Genomic DNA, 14,719 nt, shown 5'->3' on the forward strand with positions numbered 1-14,719 from the left:
TTCACCGAATTACAGGCACAAAAAAGGGCGACCGAAGTCGCCCTTTTTTACAGAAAGTCAGAACTTAGTTCTGTTTTTCCGCTTGTGCAGCACGCAGCAGGTCACCCAGAGTGGTGGCTACTGGAGCATCCGTAGCTACTGGCTTGTCGCGCAGGCTCTGGATGGCTTCTTTCTCGTCTTCAACGTCTTTCGACTTGATCGAGAGCTGGATTACACGGCTCTTGCGGTCAACGCTGATGATCTTGGCTTCTACTTCTTCGCCTTCTTTCAGAACGTTACGAGCGTCTTCAACGCGGTCACGGCTGATTTCGGAGGCTTTCAGAGTTGCTTCGATATCGTCGGCCAGAGTGATGATGGCGCCTTTGGCGTCAACTTCTTTCACAGTGCCTTTAACGATGGCGCCTTTGTCGTTAACCGAGACGTACTCGGAGAACGGATCGCTTTCCAGTTGCTTGATACCCAGGGAGATGCGCTCGCGCTCTGGGTCAACCGACAGGATAACGGTGTCCAGCTCGTCGCCCTTCTTGAAGCGGCGTACGGCTTCTTCGCCCACTTCGTTCCAGGAGATGTCGGACAGGTGAACCAGACCGTCGATGCCGCCGTCCAGACCAATGAAGATACCGAAATCGGTGATCGACTTGATGGTGCCGGAGATCTTGTCGCCCTTGTTGAACTGGCCAGAGAAGTCTTCCCATGGGTTCGACTTGCACTGCTTGATGCCCAGGGAGATACGACGACGCTCTTCGTCGATGTCCAGAACCATAACTTCCACTTCGTCGCCGACTTGTACGACTTTCGAAGGGTGGATGTTCTTGTTGGTCCAGTCCATTTCGGAAACGTGTACCAGGCCTTCAACGCCTTCTTCCAGCTCAGCGAAGCAGCCGTAGTCGGTCAGGTTGGTTACACGAGCGGTAACGCGAGTGCTTTCTGGGTAACGGGCTTTGATAGCAACCCATGGATCTTCGCCCAGTTGCTTCAGGCCCAGGGAAACACGATTGCGCTCGCGATCGTACTTCAGAACCTTGACATCGATCTCGTCGCCAACGTTGACGATTTCGGAAGGATGCTTGATACGCTTCCAAGCCATGTCGGTAATGTGCAGCAGGCCATCGACGCCACCCAGATCGACGAATGCGCCGTAATCGGTGAGGTTCTTGACGATACCTTTGACTTGTTGGCCTTCCTGCAGGGATTCCAGCAGAGCTTCGCGCTCGGCGGAGTTCTCGGCTTCCAGGACGCTGCGACGGGAAACGACAACGTTGTTGCGCTTCTGGTCGAGCTTGATGACCTTGAATTCCAGCTCTTTGCCTTCCAGGTGCGTGGTGTCGCGCACTGGACGGACGTCAACCAGAGAACCTGGCAGGAACGCACGGATGCCGTTAACGTCGACAGTGAAGCCGCCTTTAACCTTACCGTTGATAACGCCCTTGACCACTTCTTCGGCTGCGAAGGCTGCTTCCAGAACGATCCAGCATTCAGCGCGCTTGGCTTTTTCACGGGACAGCTTGGTTTCACCGAAACCGTCTTCAACCGAGTCCAGAGCAACGTGAACTTCGTCACCGACGTTGATGTTCAGTTCGCCAGCGTCGTTGTAGAACTGCTCCAGCGGGATCAGTGCTTCGGACTTCAGGCCAGCGTGAACGGTTACCCAGCGAGCTTGGTAATCGATATCAACGATAACACCGGTGATGATGGAGCCTGCCTGAAGGTTCAGGGTCTTTAGGCTTTCTTCAAAGAGTTCCGCAAAGCTTTCGCTCATTTTAATTCCTGTTGATGAGGGCGAAGAATACGCCCATCTCCACATCCCAGACGATGTGGGTTAGTTTCATTTAAAAGAAGCGCCGCAGGACTATGACTGGTCCCCCGCGGCCCTCTTGGTCACCCGGCGATATCGCGAATGGCGATCTCGCTCATGATGCGTTCCAGCACCTGGTCGATGGATAATTCCGTGGAATCCAGCTGTATGGCGTCAGCCGCCGGCTTGAGCGGGGCTACCGCTCGCTGGGTGTCACGCTCATCGCGTGCACGTATCTCATCTAGCAGACTCGACAGACTAACACCATCGACTTTGCCCTTCAACTGCAAGTATCGACGGCGCGCACGCTCCTCGGCACTGGCAGTGAGGAAAATCTTCAGTGGCGCATCCGGAAAAACCACTGTACCCATGTCGCGACCATCGGCTACCAGACCCGGTGCTTCCTGGAAAGCTCGTTGCCGTTGCAGCAGCGCCTCGCGTACGGCGGGCAATGCAGCCACCTGGGAGGCGCCGGAGCCAACGCTTTCCGTACGGATCACGTCACTGACTTCGTCGCCTTCCAGAATGATGCGCTGCAGCTGACCGTCGGTCGCAGCAATGAACTGCACATCCAGATGAGCGGCCAGTTTTTTCAGCAGCTCTTCATTGGTCAGGTCGACACCGTGGTTATGCGCGGCGAAGGCCAGCAAACGGTACAACGCACCGGAGTCCAGCAGGTTCCAGCCCAGGCGCTTGGCCAGTATCCCGGCGACGGTGCCTTTTCCGGAGCCGCTTGGCCCATCAATAGTGATGACCGGTGCAATGCTGATCACGACTGAGCCTCTTGTGCCACGCGAATGCCAGTTTGTGCACACAGCGCCAGGAAGTTGGGGAACGAGGTCGCGACGTTGGCGCAATCATGGATACGGATCGGCGCAGTAGCACGCAGCGAGGCAACGCTGAACGCCATGGCAATCCGGTGATCGCCGTGACCGTGCACTTCGCCACCACCGATCGAACCACCATCGATAATGATCCCGTCCGGAGTCGGCTCGCATTTGACGCCCAGCGCCAGCAAACCATCGGCCATGACCTGAATACGGTCCGACTCCTTGACGCGCAATTCCTCGGCGCCACGCAGCACGGTGCGCCCTTCAGCGCAGGCAGCAGCCACGAACAGCACCGGGAATTCGTCGATAGCCAGCGGAACCAGCTCTTCCGGAATCTCGATACCTTTGAGTTTAGCTGCACGTACACGCAGGTCAGCCACCGGCTCGCCGCCAACTTCACGCTGGTTTTCCAGGGTGATGTCAGCGCCCATCAGACGCAGGATGTCGATCACCCCGGTACGGGTCGGATTGATGCCGACGTGCTCGAGCACCAGTTCCGAACCCTCGGCGATAGATGCTGCCACCAGGAAGAACGCCGACGACGAGATGTCGCCCGGTACTTCAATGTGGGTCGCGGTCAGCTTGTTGCCGGACTCGACCGATGCGGTTGCGCCGTTGACAGTGACCGGGTAGCCAAAGCCGCGCAGCATGCGCTCGGTATGGTCACGGGTCGGTGCAGGCTCGGTGACGGTGGTCTTGCCATCGGCGTACAGACCCGCCAGCAGCAGGCAGGACTTCACCTGGGCACTGGCCATCGGCATGGTGTAGGTCAGGCCCTTGAGCTTGTTGCCACCACGAATGGTCATCGGTGGACGGCCATCAGCGGCAGTCTCGATCACGGCACCCATTTCACGCAGCGGATTGGCTACGCGATTCATCGGCCGCTTGGACAGCGAAGCGTCGCCGGTCAGGGTGCTGTCGAAGTTCTGCGCGGCCAACAGACCGGACAGCAGACGCATCGAAGTACCGGAGTTGCCCAGATAGATCGGACCCGGCGCAGGCTTCAGTCCATGCAGGCCGACGCCGTGAATGGTCACGCGACCGTGGTGTGGACCTTCGATCACGACACCCATGTCACGGAAAGCCTGAAGTGTCGCCAGGGCGTCTTCGCCCTCGAGGAAACCTTCCACTTCAGTGACGCCCTCGGCCAGGGAGCCAAGCATGATCGAACGGTGGGAAATCGATTTGTCACCCGGTACGCGAATCCGACCGGACAGGCGGCCACCAGGTTGAGCCAGGAAAATCAGATCGTTGGAATTCATAGCGTCCACATAGGCCCTGCGGGCCAGGATTTTACTGAAATGCTCGCGGGCAACCCGGGCGCGAGTGAAAACGCCCAACAATTGGTGCCCATCCCCTGCATCGACCGCGTCGCGCAAGGCGTCGAGGTCGCTGCGAAATGTATCGAGTGTGCGCAGGACAGCTTCGCGGTTAGCGAGGAAGATGTCGTGCCACATCACCGGGTCGCTTCCGGCGATTCTTGTGAAATCGCGGAAACCGCCCGCAGCGTAACGGAAGATCTCAAGGTTTTCATTGCGCTTGGCCAACGAATCGACCAGGCCAAACGCCAGCAAGTGCGGCAAATGACTGGTAGCAGCCAATACTTCATCGTGGCGCTCGACCTGCATGTGCTCGACATCGGCGCCCAATTCGCGCCACAAGCGGTCAACCACAACCAAGGCTTCTGGATCGGTCTGATCCAGCGGCGTCAGAATCACTTTATGGCGACGGAACAACTCGGCGTTGGAGGCTTCCACCCCGCTCTGTTCGGAGCCGGCAATTGGATGGCCCGGCACAAAACGCGACGGCATGCCGCCGAACGCTTCGGTAGCAGCACGCACGACATTGCCTTTGGCACTGCCGACGTCGGTCAGGATGGCTGCGCCCAGATCCATGCCCGCCAGTCGAGCGAGCAGTTTTTCCATGGCGAGGATCGGTACCGCCAACTGAATGACGTCCGCCCCCTGACAAGCCATTGTCAGGTCGTCTTCACAGCGATCCACCACGCCCAACTCAACCGCGAGCTTGCGCGACTGAGGATCGAGATCGACCCCGACCACTTCGCGGCACAGGCCACTTTCACGCAAACCCTTGGCAAACGAACCACCGATCAAACCCAGACCGACCACCACCAGGCGACCGATCATAGGTTCAGCAGATTGCAGCGCAGTGACATCAACCACGAGCCAGAACCTTGGTCAGCGCCTCGAGGAAGCGACTGTTTTCAGCCGGCAGACCAATGGTGATGCGCAAGTGATTCGGCAGGCCATAGTTAGCCACCGGGCGCACGATGACGCCTTCGCGCAGCAGGCCCTGGAACACAGGGGCCGCTTCACGCCCGACATCAACACAGATGAAGTTGCCCTTGGAAGGAATCCAGCTCAGCCCCAGCTCGCGGAACCCTGCTTCCAGTTGCTGCATACCGGTTTCGTTCAGGCGACGGCTTTCGGCCAGGTATTCGGCGTCTTGCAAGGCCGCGCAGGCAGCGGCCAGGGCCAGGCTGTTGACGTTGAAGGGCTGACGCACACGATTCAGCACGTCGGCAACCACAGCGGTGGACAAACCGTAACCCACACGCAGCGCCGCCAGGCCATAGGCCTTGGAGAACGTCCGCGAAACCAGCAGGTTCGGGTAGGCCGCGAGGAAATCCAGACCGTCCGGCAAGTCGCTGCCCTCGGCGTACTCGATGTACGCCTCGTCCAGCACCACCAGCACATGCTCCGGCACGTCCTGCAGGAATTCGTCCAGCGCCTCGGTATCGAACCAAGTGCCGGTCGGGTTGTTCGGGTTGGCAATGAAAACCACGCGGGTATTGGCGTCAATCGCCGCCAGCATGGCCGGCAAATCATGCCCCCAATTCTTGGCCGGGATCACCTTGGCCTGGGCGCCGACGGCCTGGGTCACGATCGGGTAGACCGCAAACGCGTGTTCGCTGAACACTGCATTGAGGCCTGGCGCCAGATAGGCACGGGCGACCAACTCAAGAATGTCATTGGAGCCGTTGCCCAATGTCACCTGATTCAGCTCGACGCGGCATTGGTCGGCCAGCAGGGTCTTCAGCGCAAAGCCGTTGCCGTCCGGATAGCGGGTCAGCTCGGCCAGCTCTTCACGGATCGCAGCCAGGGCCTTGGGGCTCGCGCCCAGCGGGTTTTCGTTGCTTGCCAGTTTGACGATGCTGGCCGGATCGATGTTCAGTTCACGCGCCAACTCGTCCACAGGCTTGCCCGGAACGTAAGGAGAAAGTTGTTGCACGCCCGGCTGTGCCAGAGCGAGGAAATTGCCACTCATTTGCTACCGCCCTTAGAGAACTGCTTTCGGGTAGGAACCCAGCACCTTGAGTGCTACTGCTTCCTGACTGATCTTTTCCAGCACACCTTTTACCAGCGGATCGCGGTGGTGGCCGACAAAGTCGATGAAGAACACGTAGGTCCATTTACCGCTGCGCGACGGACGGGTCTCGATTCGCGTCAGGTCGATGCCGTTGTCATGGAATGGCACCAGCAACTCGTGAAGCGCACCAGGCTTGTTGCTCATGGAAACGATGATCGAGGTCTTGTCGTCGCCGGTCGGCGGCACTTCCTGGTTGCCGATCATGAGGAAACGCGTGGAGTTGTCCGGACGGTCCTCGATTTTCTCGGCCAGGCGAGTCAAGCCGTACAGGCCGGCCGCCATGTCGCCAGCAATCGCCGCCGAATTCCATTCACCCTTGACCCGCTTGGCCGCTTCGGCGTTGCTGGACACTGCCACGCGCTCGACATTCGGGTAATGGGCGTCCAGCCACTTGCGGCACTGAGCCAGGGACTGGGCATGGGAGTAGATACGACTGATGCTGTCGGTCTTGGTATTTTCACCGACCAACAGGTGATGGTGGATGCGCAGCTCGACTTCGCCGCAGATCACCATGTCATGCTCGAGGAAACTGTCGAGAGTATGGTTGACCGCGCCTTCGGTGGAGTTTTCCACCGGAACCACACCGAAGTTCACCGCACCGGCCGCCACTTCGCGGAACACTTCGTCGATCGCCGCCATCGGCTTGCTGATTACGGCGTGACCGAAATGCTTCATCGCAGCGGCTTGAGTGAAGGTGCCTTCAGGGCCGAGGTACGCCACTTTCAGCGGCTGCTCGAGCGCCAGGCACGACGACATGATTTCGCGGAACAACCGCGCCATCTCTTCATTGCCCAGCGGCCCCTGATTGCGCTCCATGACACGCTTGAGCACCTGAGCTTCGCGCTCAGGACGATAGAACACCGGCACTTCGCCTTCGGCCAGCGAGGCCATCTTTACTCGCGCGACTTCCTGGGCGCAGCGCGCACGCTCACTGATCAGCTCCAGGACCTTCTCGTCCAGGGCATCAATGCGCAGGCGCAGTGCCTTGAGTTCTTGCTCAGACATTAGCCGTGTTCCTTCTCGAACTCTGCCATGTACGCCACCAGCGCGTTGATCGCGTTGATGTCGACGGCGTTATAGATGGAGGCGCGCATGCCGCCCACGGAGCGGTGGCCCTTGAGGTTCAACAGGCCGCGCTCTTCGGCACCCGCCAGGAACGGCTTGTCCAGACGGTCGTCTGCCAGGCGGAACGGAACGTTCATCCACGAGCGGTCCGACTTGTTGATCGGGTTGCTGTAGAGGCCGCTGGCATCGATGAAGTCATACAGCGTGCGCTGCTTCACTTCGTTGAGCTTGCCGATGGCTTCAACGCCGCCCTGCTCTTTGAGCCACTCGAACACCAGACCGGACAGGTACCAGGCCAGGGTCGGCGGGGTGTTGTACATAGAACCGTTATCGGCCGCGACCTTGTAGTCGAGCATGGTCGGGCAGAAAGAACGGGCGTGACCCAACAGGTCTTCGCGCACGATATTGACCACGATGCCGCTCGGGCCGATGTTTTTCTGGGCGCCGGCGTAGATCATGCCGAAGCGCGAAACATCCATCGGACGCGAGAGAATGTCCGAAGACATGTCGGCGACCAGCGGAACATCGCCGGTTTCCGGAACCCACTGGAACTCCAGGCCACCAATGGTTTCGTTCGGTGCGTAGTGAACGTAGGCCGCGTCCTTGGACAGCTTCCACTCGTTCTGGCCAGGGATGGCGAAATAATCGTAAGGCTTGGCGGTAGCGGCTACGTTGACGTGGCCGAAGCGCGAGGCTTCTTCGATGGCTTTCTGCGACCAGATACCGGTGTCGATATAGTCGGCAGTGCCGTTTTCCGGCAACAGGTTCAGAGGAATCTGAGCAAATTGCTGGCTGGCGCCACCTTGCAGAAACAGGACTTTATAGTTCGAGGGGATATTCAGCAGATCACGCAGATCCTGCTCGGCCTTGGTGGCAATGGACACGAACTCATCACTGCGATGGCTCATTTCCATGACCGACAGGCCCTTGCCATGCCAATCAAGGAGTTCACCCTGGGCGCGCTGCAGGACAGCTTCGGGAAGCGCCGCAGGACCGGCACAGAAGTTATAGGCTCTCTTGCTCACATCCAATCTCGCTCTGATTTGGTAGTAACACGCGATAAATCACAATATCAATCGACACACGATTCCTGCCGAAGCAGGCAACCTGTGGGAGCGAGCCTGCTCGCGAATGCATCACCGCGGTGTTTCAGAGGTACCGCGGCGCCTGCTTCGCGAGCAGGCTCGCTCCTACAGGGGATCTCATTATTTCAAAAGGGACAAACAACAAGGGGGCGAATTTTCATCCGCCCCCTCATGTCCACTTACTCTTGTGGCTCTTCGTCAGCAGCGGCGTCGAGTTGCTGGTCTTCTGCGGCGTCGTCGATCACGACCTTACCGACAAACCCTGCACCCTCTTCACCTTCAAAGCCTTCACCTTCGAGCTCTTCACCCTCGACTTCCGAAGGCTCCTGAACCCGCTCGAGGCCGACCAGGGTTTCATCCTTGGCCAGTTTGATCAGGGTCACGCCCTGGGTGTTACGACCCAGGCTGGAGACTTCGTCGACACGGGTGCGCACCAGGGTGCCCTGGTCGGAAATCAGCATGATTTCCTCACCGTCGAGCACCTGGACCGCGCCGACCAGACGGCCGTTACGCTCGTTGCTGACCATGGCGATAACGCCCTGACCGCCACGCTTGTACTCAGGGAACTCGGTGATCGCCGTGCGCTTGCCGTAGCCACGCTCGGAAGCGGTGAGGATCTGGCTGCCTTCTTCCGGGATCAGCATGGAAATCAGCTTCTGGCCTTCCGGCAGACGCATGCCGCGTACACCACGGGCAGTACGGCCCATGGCGCGAACGTCGGATTCCTTGAAGCGAGTCACCTTGCCGCCATCGGAGAACAGCATGACTTCACGTTCGCCATCGGTGATCGCAGCCGAAATCAGCACGTCACCTTCGTCCAGCTCCAGCGCGATCAGACCAACGCTGCGCTGACGGCTGAAGGATTCCAGCGGGGTCTTCTTCACGGTGCCGTTAGCGGTCGCCATGAAGATGTAGTGACCTTCGGTGTATTCCTCGACCGGCAGCATGGTGGTGATGTATTCACCGTCATCCAGCGGCAGCAGGTTGACCAGTGGGCGACCACGGGCTGCGCGGGATGCTTCAGGGATTTCGTAGGTCTTCAGCCAGTACACCTTGCCCTTGCTGGAGAACAGCAGCAGCGTGGTATGGCTGTTGGCAACCAGCAGGTGAGCGATGTAATCCTCATCCTTGACGCCGGTAGCCGACTTGCCTTTACCGCCACGACGCTGAGCCTGGTACGCAGCCAGCGGCTGGGTCTTGGCGTAGCCGCCGTGGGAAATGGTCACGACGCGCTCTTCTTCCGGGATCATGTCACCCAGGGTCAGGTCGAGTCGGGCGTCGAGGATCTCGGTGCGACGCACGTCGCCGTATTCGGCGCGAATCACTTCCAGCTCTTCGCGGATCACTTCCATCAGGCGCGTGGCGCTGTTGAGGATGCGGATCAGCTCGCCGATCTGGTTGAGGATCTCTTGATACTCGGCCAGCAGCTTTTCGTGCTCCAGACCGGTCAGACGGTGCAGACGCAGTTCCAGAATGGCTTGCGCCTGTTCTGGCGACAGGAAGTACTTGCCGTCGCGCAGGCCGTATTGCGGATCGAGGTTTTCCGGACGGCACGAATCGGCGCCGGCACGCTCGACCATCGCGACCACCGCGGAGGACTCCCAAGGGGTGCTGACCAGCGCTTCCTTGGCTTCCGACGGAGTTGGCGAGGCCTTGATCAGTGCGATGACCGGGTCGATGTTCGACAGGGCAACCGCCTGGCCTTCCAGGATGTGACCGCGCTCACGCGCCTTGCGCAGTTCGAACACGGTACGACGGGTCACGACTTCGCGACGGTGACGGACGAAGGCTTCCAGCAGGTCCTTGAGGTTCAGGATCCGCGGACGGCCGTCGATCAGCGCGACGATGTTGATACCGAACACCGCTTGCAGCTGGGTCTGGGCATAGAGGTTATTGAGGATGACCTCCGGCACTTCGCCACGACGCAGCTCGATCACGACGCGCATACCGTCCTTGTCGGACTCGTCGCGCAGTTCAGTGATGCCTTCGAGTTTCTTCTCTTTTACCAGCTCGGCGATCTTCTCGATCAGACGCGCCTTGTTCAACTGGTAAGGGAGTTCGGTGATGACGATCTGCTGACGGCCACCGACCTTGTCGATGTCTTCGATGATCGAGCGGGCGCGCATGTAAATGCGGCCACGACCGGTGCGGTAGGCTTCGATGATGCCGGCGCGACCGTTGATGATCGCGGCGGTCGGGAAGTCCGGACCGGGGATGTATTGCATCAGTTCATCGACGGTCAGCTCGGGATTGTCGATGAGCGCCAGGCAACCGTCGATGACTTCACCGAGGTTGTGCGGTGGAATGTTGGTCGCCATGCCCACGGCGATACCGCTGGAGCCGTTGACCAACAGGTTGGGAATACGGGTCGGCATGACCGCAGGGATCATTTCGGTGCCGTCGTAGTTCGGCACCCAGTCCACGGTTTCCTTGTGTAGGTCAGCCAGCAGCTCGTGCGCCAGTTTGGTCATGCGCACTTCGGTGTATCGCATGGCCGCGGCGTTGTCGCCGTCCACCGAACCGAAGTTGCCCTGACCGTCTACCAGCAGGTAGCGCAGGGAAAATGGCTGCGCCATCCGAACGATGGTGTCGTACACCGCGGTATCACCGTGCGGGTGATACTTACCGATCACGTCACCGACAACACGGGCAGATTTCTTGTACGGCTTGTTGAAGTCGTTACCCAGCTCGCTCATCGCGAACAGCACGCGCCGGTGCACGGGCTTCAAGCCATCGCGCGCATCCGGCAGTGCCCGCCCGACAATTACGCTCATCGCGTAGTCGAGGTAGGACTGCTTCAGCTCGTCTTCGATATTGACCGGGAGGATTTCTTTGGCCAGTTCGCCCATGAGAAGCCTGATTCCTTTTTCTGGTGAAACTTCGTCACATCCATATGGGACGAACGAAGCTCGCCGCTGCAGGCTGAGTGCCATGCACCGACTTACGACAAATCAACGAGTTATGCCATGGATCTGCGCAGTAAAGGTTGCCCTGCCGGGCAACTCTGGAAACCGCCGGATGTTATCACAAGAGCCGCCACGCACCTATCCCCCAGATGCGCATGGAGTGTAGTTAGTTGACTGGTGGCAGGCTTGAAGGGGATCAGAGGGGCTTAGAGCCGGATTGAATGTAGAAATCGGGCCTGATTCAGGGATTTCATTGACCTTTAGGGCCTCATCGCTGGCAAGCCAGCTCCCACAGGATCTGCGTGCGCCGCAAAACACTGTGGGAGCTGGCTTGCCAGCGATAGCAATTTATCAGACGCCAGAGATCATTAGTGCAGACGCTTGCGGCACATCAACTGCGCCATCTTCGCTGTATCCGGCCGCTCGACGATGCCTTTTTCGGTGACGATGGCATCGATCAGGTCCGCAGGCGTCACGTCGAACACCGGGTTGAACGCATCGACCTCAGCCCCGACCCGCTTGCCGCCGACCTCCAGCAACTCACGGCCATCACGCTCTTCAATCGGAATGTCGTCGCCGCTGGCCAGGTTCATGTCGATGGTCGAACTCGGCGCCACCACCATGAAACGCACGCCGTGGTGCATGGCGTTGACCGCCAATTGATAAGTGCCGATCTTGTTCGCTACATCACCGTTGGCGGTGATCCGGTCCGCGCCCACGATCACCCAGGTAATACCCTTGGTTTTCATGATGTGGGCGGCGGCGGAGTCGGCATTGAGGGTCACCGGGATGCCCTCGTTGGCCAGCTCCCAGGCCGTCAGCCGCGAGCCCTGCAGCCATGGACGGGTTTCGTCGGCATAGACACGCTCGACCATGCCTTCGATGAACGCCCCGCGAATCACCCCCAGCGCCGTACCGAAGCCACCGGTGGCCAGCGCACCCGTATTGCAATGGGTCAGGATCGCCTGAGCATTACCCTGATGCTTGCGGATCAGATCGACGCCCAGTTGCGCCATGGTGAGGTTGGCTTCGCGATCACTTTCGTGAATAGCGATCGCCTCAGCCTCCAGCGCTGCCAGCGGATCGGCATTGTCTTTCAGACGATCAAGCCGATCGTGCATGCGACCCAGGGCCCAGAACAGATTGACCGCGGTTGGGCGGGAATCGGCAAGCAGCATGAAATCCTCTTCCAGCGCCGCGTACCAGTCGCCCCCTTCGGCAATCCGGGTACGGGCTGCCAGTACGATGCCATAGGCGGCACTGATACCGATCGCCGGCGCACCGCGCACCACCATCGAGCGAATGGCCTCGGCCACACCAGCGGCGCTGGTGTAGGCAATCCAGGTTTCCTCGAACGGCAAAATACGCTGATCCAGCAGGTACAGGGCGCCATCACGCCAATCGATGGCCTTCACCTTCTCCGCAGCCAACAGTCGATCGCGCATCCCACACCCCGCACTCATGAACAAAAGCCGCCGATTATAGCGATCCCCCCGCGAAGACGCTCGGGTATACTTCGCCATCCTTCACAAAAGCACTGGAACCGACCCTCGATGCCGAACACCGCCGCTGCGCTCGACCTGTTATTGCTGCCGACCTGGCTGGTACCCGTCGAACCCGCCGGCGTTGTCCTCAAGGACCATGGCCTGGGCATCCGCGACGGGCGCATCGTCTTCATCGGCCCACGCTCCGCCGCACTGAAGCTTAACGCAACCGAAACCCGCGAACTGCCGGACATGTTGCTCAGCCCCGGCCTGATCAATGCCCACGGGCATGCGGCAATGACCCTGTTCCGTGGTCTGGCCGATGATTTGCCCCTGATGACCTGGCTGGAAAACCATATCTGGCCGGCCGAGGCCAAATGGGTTGACGAGGATTTCGTTCGCGACGGCACGGATCTGGCCATTGCCGAACAACTCAAGGGTGGCATCACCTGCTTCTCTGACATGTATTTCTTCCCGAAGGTTGCCAGCGAGCGTGTACACAACAGCGGTATTCGGGCGCAGATCGCGATCCCGATCCTCGACTTCCCGATTCCAGGCGCCAGCACGGCGGACGAAGCCATTCGTCAGGGCGTCGAGTTATTTGGCGATCTCAAGCACCATCAGCGCATAAAAATCACCTTCGGCCCCCATGCACCCTACACCGTGGGCGATGAAAACCTGGAAAAAATCCGGGTGATCACCGAAGAACTGGACGTTGCGATCCACATGCACGTGCATGAAACCGCTTTCGAAGTGCAGCAATCGGTCGAGCAACGTGGCGAACGCCCACTGGCCCGCCTCGCTCGGCTGGGCATGCTGGGGCCGCGCTTCCAGGCGGTTCATATGACCCAGATCAGCGATGAAGACCTGGCCCTGCTGGTAGAAAGCAACACCAGCGTGATTCATTGCCCGGAGTCGAACCTGAAGCTGGCCAGCGGGTTTTGCCCGGTAGAGCGCTTGTGGCAAGCCGGCGTCAATGTCGCCATCGGCACCGATGGCGCCGCCAGCAACAACGATCTGGACCTGCTCGGCGAAACCCGCACCGCTGCCCTGCTGGCCAAGGCCGTGGCTGGCTCGGCAACCGCCCTGGATGCCCATCGCGCCCTGCGCATGGCCACCCTCAACGGCGCCCGCGCCCTGGGAATCGAAGCTGAAGTCGGGTCGCTGGAAGTCGGCAAAGCCGCCGACATCGTCGCGTTCGACCTCTCGGGCCTTGCCCAGCAACCTGTTTATGACCCGGTTTCGCAGCTTATTTACGCCACGAGCCGGGACTGCGTGAAACACCTTTGGGTCGCCGGCAATCAACTGCTCGATGATCGTCGCCTGACACGCCTGGATGAACAACAGCTGGTCACCACCGCCAAGGCATGGGGCCAACGCATCAGCGGTCGCACCGAATAGATAGCACCCCGGATTCAACGCCGGGACATCAGGATTTTTCAAGTTTTTCGAGGACTTAAACCATGAGCAACGTCGACTACGCCGAAATCGCCAAATTCGAAGCCCTGGCCCATCGCTGGTGGGACCGCGAAAGCGAGTTCAAACCGCTGCACGACATCAACCCGCTGCGGGTCAACTGGATTGATGAGCGCGTCAATCTGGCCGGCAAAAAAGTCCTCGACGTCGGTTGCGGCGGCGGCATCCTCAGCGAATCCATGGCTCAGCGCGGCGCCACCGTGACGGGCATCGACATGGGCGAAGCCCCGCTGGCGGTCGCGCAGCTGCATCAGTTGGAGTCCGGTGTGAACGTCGAGTACCGGCAGATCACCGCCGAAGCCCTGGCCGAGGAAATGCCGGAGCAGTTCGACGTGGTCACCTGCCTGGAAATGCTTGAGCATGTGCCGGACCCGTCCTCGGTGATCCGCGCCTGCTTCCGCATGGTCAAGCCCGGCGGCCAGGTGTTCTTCTCCACCATCAACCGCAACCCGAAGGCGTACCTGTTCGCCATCGTCGGCGCCGAATACATCATGAAGCTGTTGCCCCGCGGCACCCATGACTTCAAGAAATTCATCCGACCTTCCGAACTCGGCGCCTGGAGCCGCATGGCCGGCCTGACCGTCAAGGACATCATCGGCCTGACCTACAACCCGCTCACCAAGCACTACAAACTGGCGGCCGACGTGGACGTCAACTACATGATCCAGACCCTGCGCGAGGAGTAAGC

10 protein-coding genes are annotated in these 14,719 nt (G+C 59.7%); 2 read left to right on the forward strand and 8 right to left on the reverse strand.

Features of this window, described 5'->3' with window-relative positions; translation table 11 throughout:
• Positions 1 to 64: 64 nt before the first annotated feature.
• The 8 genes from rpsA to mtnA form a co-directional block, all read right to left on the reverse strand.
• Complete coding sequence (rpsA, locus tag GPL81_RS25040) at positions 65 to 1,759, reverse strand: 30S ribosomal protein S1 (protein ID WP_096512815.1); 1,695 nt, start codon at positions 1,757 to 1,759, stop codon at positions 65 to 67.
• A gap of 119 nt (positions 1,760 to 1,878) precedes the next feature.
• Complete coding sequence (cmk, locus tag GPL81_RS25045) at positions 1,879 to 2,568, reverse strand: (d)CMP kinase (protein WP_007939921.1); 690 nt, start codon at positions 2,566 to 2,568, stop codon at positions 1,879 to 1,881.
• Positions 2,565 to 4,772 carry a bifunctional prephenate dehydrogenase/3-phosphoshikimate 1-carboxyvinyltransferase gene (locus GPL81_RS25050; protein ID WP_246218983.1) on the reverse strand — a complete coding sequence of 736 codons (2,208 nt, stop codon included), beginning with the start codon at positions 4,770 to 4,772 and terminating at the stop codon, positions 2,565 to 2,567. Before GPL81_RS25050 ends, cmk begins: the two co-directional genes overlap by 4 nt.
• Before the next feature lie 28 nt (positions 4,773 to 4,800).
• Positions 4,801 to 5,913, reverse strand: coding sequence for a histidinol-phosphate transaminase (hisC, locus tag GPL81_RS25055; RefSeq protein WP_160108894.1), 1,113 nt, complete (start codon positions 5,911 to 5,913; stop codon positions 4,801 to 4,803).
• A 12-nt stretch (positions 5,914 to 5,925) separates the two neighbouring features.
• Entirely contained in the window at positions 5,926 to 7,020 is a 1,095-nt protein-coding gene (gene pheA, locus GPL81_RS25060; RefSeq protein WP_007939916.1) for a prephenate dehydratase, read from the reverse strand.
• On the reverse strand, positions 7,020 to 8,105 hold the full coding sequence (gene serC, locus GPL81_RS25065) for a 3-phosphoserine/phosphohydroxythreonine transaminase (RefSeq protein ID WP_160108895.1): 1,086 nt from the start codon (positions 8,103 to 8,105) through the stop codon (positions 7,020 to 7,022). The genes pheA and serC overlap by 1 nt, the downstream gene beginning before the upstream one ends.
• A 239-nt stretch (positions 8,106 to 8,344) precedes the next feature.
• Positions 8,345 to 11,014, reverse strand: coding sequence for a DNA gyrase subunit A (gene gyrA / locus GPL81_RS25070; protein WP_160108896.1), 2,670 nt, complete (start codon positions 11,012 to 11,014; stop codon positions 8,345 to 8,347).
• 425 nt (positions 11,015 to 11,439) lie between these two features.
• Positions 11,440 to 12,516 carry an S-methyl-5-thioribose-1-phosphate isomerase gene (mtnA, locus tag GPL81_RS25075; protein ID WP_096512819.1) on the reverse strand — a complete coding sequence of 359 codons (1,077 nt, stop codon included), beginning with the start codon at positions 12,514 to 12,516 and terminating at the stop codon, positions 11,440 to 11,442.
• A gap of 108 nt (positions 12,517 to 12,624) precedes the next feature.
• Here mtnA and GPL81_RS25080 point away from each other — a divergent pair, with 108 nt between their 5' ends.
• Together GPL81_RS25080 and ubiG are read left to right on the forward strand one after the other, a co-directional pair.
• Positions 12,625 to 13,956, forward strand: coding sequence for a TRZ/ATZ family hydrolase (locus GPL81_RS25080; RefSeq protein ID WP_160108897.1), 1,332 nt, complete (start codon positions 12,625 to 12,627; stop codon positions 13,954 to 13,956).
• A gap of 62 nt (positions 13,957 to 14,018) precedes the next feature.
• A complete protein-coding gene (gene ubiG / locus GPL81_RS25085; RefSeq protein ID WP_096512821.1) occupies positions 14,019 to 14,717 on the forward strand; it encodes a bifunctional 2-polyprenyl-6-hydroxyphenol methylase/3-demethylubiquinol 3-O-methyltransferase UbiG in 699 nt (232 codons plus the stop codon).
• Positions 14,718 to 14,719: the final 2 nt, after the last annotated feature.

The sequence above is a fragment of the Pseudomonas izuensis genome (assembly GCF_009861505.1).
Lineage (GTDB): Bacteria > Pseudomonadota > Gammaproteobacteria > Pseudomonadales > Pseudomonadaceae > Aquipseudomonas > Aquipseudomonas izuensis.